Origin of the sequence: Rhodococcus sp. NCIMB 12038 (assembly GCF_002165735.1) — a bacterium.
Lineage (GTDB): Bacteria > Actinomycetota > Actinomycetes > Mycobacteriales > Mycobacteriaceae > Rhodococcus_F.
On record NZ_NHML01000076.1, the window covers coordinates 1 to 2719 of the forward strand.

Annotated in this window: 4 protein-coding genes; 3 read left to right on the top strand and 1 reads right to left on the bottom strand. The window is 63.3% G+C overall.

Features of this window, described 5'->3' with window-relative positions:
• Positions 1–577: 577 nt before the first annotated feature.
• Entirely contained in the window at positions 578–1336 is a 759-nt protein-coding gene (locus CA951_RS41885; protein ID WP_087562448.1) for a GntR family transcriptional regulator, read from the bottom strand.
• Positions 1337–1630: 294 nt separating this feature from the next.
• Here CA951_RS41885 and CA951_RS41890 point away from each other — a divergent pair, with 294 nt between their 5' ends.
• The 3 genes from CA951_RS41890 to CA951_RS41900 form a co-directional block, all read left to right on the top strand.
• Positions 1631–1921 (top strand): AtaL-like protein, encoded by a 291-nt coding sequence (locus tag CA951_RS41890; RefSeq protein ID WP_087562449.1) that lies wholly within the window; start codon positions 1631–1633, stop codon positions 1919–1921.
• Positions 1922–1931: 10 nt separating this feature from the next.
• Complete coding sequence (locus tag CA951_RS41895; protein ID WP_087562450.1) at positions 1932–2297, top strand: nuclear transport factor 2 family protein; 366 nt, start codon at positions 1932–1934, stop codon at positions 2295–2297.
• A gap of 273 nt (positions 2298–2570) precedes the next feature.
• A partial coding sequence (locus CA951_RS41900; protein ID WP_306300884.1) for an SDR family NAD(P)-dependent oxidoreductase occupies positions 2571–2719 on the top strand: 149 nt, incomplete at its 3' end.

Consider the following 2719-nt stretch of genomic DNA (forward strand, 5'->3'; position numbering starts at 1 on the left):
CGTCTGAACGGTTCAAGCTGTTAGGTTTGGCCAACCGGCGATCAGGACTTCATCGACATTGCGCCGGACGCTTGCGCGAGTCGTCATCACTGCCCCGCGTCGATCGGGAGAGACCTACACGTGTGGTGGCGGGTTACATTGTTCTCAACGGACGCACGGTGCCGCCCGATCGAGGCCTTCCAAACCGTCTTCACCGGCGCCACCAGCTGCCTTGGCAGTCCGCACGGACCCGCGTCCTGGCGCCGCGCACCCTGAGATTCGACGCACCGTGGGCTTCGCCCCTTCCTCCCGGCTTTCAGGCGTCGTGCGCGCCCACGGAGTACGGAACAGGTCGCTCGTCCTCGTCCAGCGGCCCCCCATTTGAGGACATCGCTGTGCCGTTAACAATCGTTGTGATCGCAGGACGCGTTGATCGCAGCCGGCACCGGCCCCATCCCCATCGACTCCCATACGATCGGGGCCGAGACTGGAACGACACGACGAGCGGCAGACACCGGAGATCGCGGACCTCACCTCTCTCCAGCCCTGACGAACTGCTGATCCGCCGGCGAGCTGCGCAGAATGTCGTCTGAACGGATCAGATCTTGCAGCCGCCGACCATAGCCACCGCTTCGAGCACGGCGTGGTGTGTCGAGTGGGGCGACAGATCACGGAGGACTGTTGTCGCGGTGCGGGCGAGGTGGGCCGCCATCAGCGTTGCCGCACGTGCGGGATCATCGCCTTGGACGGCGGTCAGGATATCCATGTGCTGCTGATGTGCGTCGGAGAACGACTGGGGATGCCATACCTGGTACAGACGTAGGTATCGCTCGCTGCGTTCGGAGAACGAATTAACGGTACGCGCCAGCGGGTCGGCGATCCGGGCCATGCACAGTGCGTGGAACCGCCGGTGCACCTCACCCCACCTGACCATGTCGTTCTCCGACTGCAGCCGTTCCATGTCCACGAGCAGCTGCTTCGCCTCGGCGCTCTCGGCAGCCGTCAGCCGACCTGTTGTGACGCGAACTCCCAGAGCCTCCAGGGCGATCCGCGCGCCATACAACTGGTCGAGTTCGTCGGCGTCGAACTCACGCACGCGACCGGCCTGGTTGAGTTCGGCGTCGATCAATCCTTCCTCCTGAAGCATTCGGAATGCTTCCCGGACCGTGGCGCGGCTGATTCCGAAGACTCGGGCGAGTTCCGCCTGCTTGAGCGACGTTCCCGGCGGCAGCGTGCTGTCGAGGATCAGCGCACGCAGATGCTTGTGGATCTCGATGGTCGTCGTCCGCTGACCGGTGAATACCGGTCGCGGGATCCCGTCCATCGATACCGTCGCACCACCTACGCGCCTGCCCATCGCCCCTGCCCTTCGTCGGTGCCCTCAAACGACTATAGCTGGCAAATTGTGTCAGACACATCTTTCGATCGATGGATCAATTCCACGCCCGGTTGCCAGCGGATCTTCTTGTCTGCCCGACCCTTGTCGGGCCCTACCGCGAATGCTCTCGGAATTCCTATGACCTGCTTAGCAGCAGCACCCCAAAGTGATGCTTGACACAGGCCGAAGTGTCTAACACTATTGAGAAAGACGCCGATCAGGTGTCACACATCGGGACCCGAGCGCTCCGCGTCCTTGCAGGAGGCATGGCAGATGATCGAAGCGAGCAAAACGCTCGCGGTGAACGCCCCAGATGCCATCGAGTTGACTGTCGATGACCTGTGGGACGGGCTCGTGATGAAGGCGGAAAATCCGCTGCCGTTCGTCCGGTCCATCACCGAGTGCACCGTGGCCGAGCGCTTCGACGGAGGCCTCTTCCGAGACGTCGTCGAAGCAGGCAGTGACGCCGAGGCGGCGTTCGCCGAGCCCATGGAAGCCGATTATCTCGACGCCGCCGAAACCACCTTGCGGGCCGTTCGGGCCCGCGTCTCAGAACCCGCGTAGGAGGCCCACCATGACCACATCCACCCGTAACGCAGCAGAGGTCTTCGCAATCGTCGACTCGCTCGACGTGCCATCGTTCGCCCAGCTCTTCACCGAAACCGGCAAGCTAGTCTTCGCCAACTGCGAGCCGTTCATCGGGCGGGCGCAGATCGCCGAAGGAACCTCCGCGTTCTTCGCCACCATCGCTGGAATGCACCACACGATCGTCAACGAGTGGCAGGTCGAGGACACGACCATCATCGAATTGCAGGTCACCTACGACCGTCTCGACGGCAAGACCGCCGATATTCCGGTGGTGTCCATCTGGCACCGCACACCCGAAGGCCTCATCGACGACTACCGGGTCTATTTCGATCTGGCCCCCGTCTTTGCCTGACCTCCCCGGAAAGCCGCTCTGATCACCCGCGCCGGCACCGACATCGGCATCTCGGCCGAGCTGTCCCGACGCCTTCATCGACAGAATGCACGCCATGTCGGCGATCGGACTGATCGGCCGACATAGATGCAATCGGGGACACCGCCTCGAGCGAGCCTCCCCGCGTCGACATTCGTCACGAGAACCCACTTTGAGCGTCGATGGCGTCTACGCCGCCAGCTGACACTCCCATTCGACAGGACAAGTATGTATTCACTCGATGGCAAAGTCGCGATGGTCACCGGAGCCGCCCGCGGTATCGGCGCAGCGTCGGCACGAGCCTTCGCCGCGAATGGGGCGGCCGTGGTAATCTGCGACCTTCTCGACGACGACGCCGCGGACACCGTCGCCACCATCACCGACAAGGGCGGACGCGCCTCGTA

Coding starts and splice junctions, on each gene's coding strand:
- CA951_RS41895 (WP_087562450.1), top strand. CDS start 1,932: ATGACCACATCCACCCGTAACGCAGCAGAGGTCTTCGCAATCGTCGAC.
- CA951_RS41885 (WP_087562448.1), bottom strand. CDS start 1,336: ATGGGCAGGCGCGTAGGTGGTGCGACGGTATCGATGGACGGGATCCCG.
- CA951_RS41890 (WP_087562449.1), top strand. CDS start 1,631: ATGATCGAAGCGAGCAAAACGCTCGCGGTGAACGCCCCAGATGCCATC.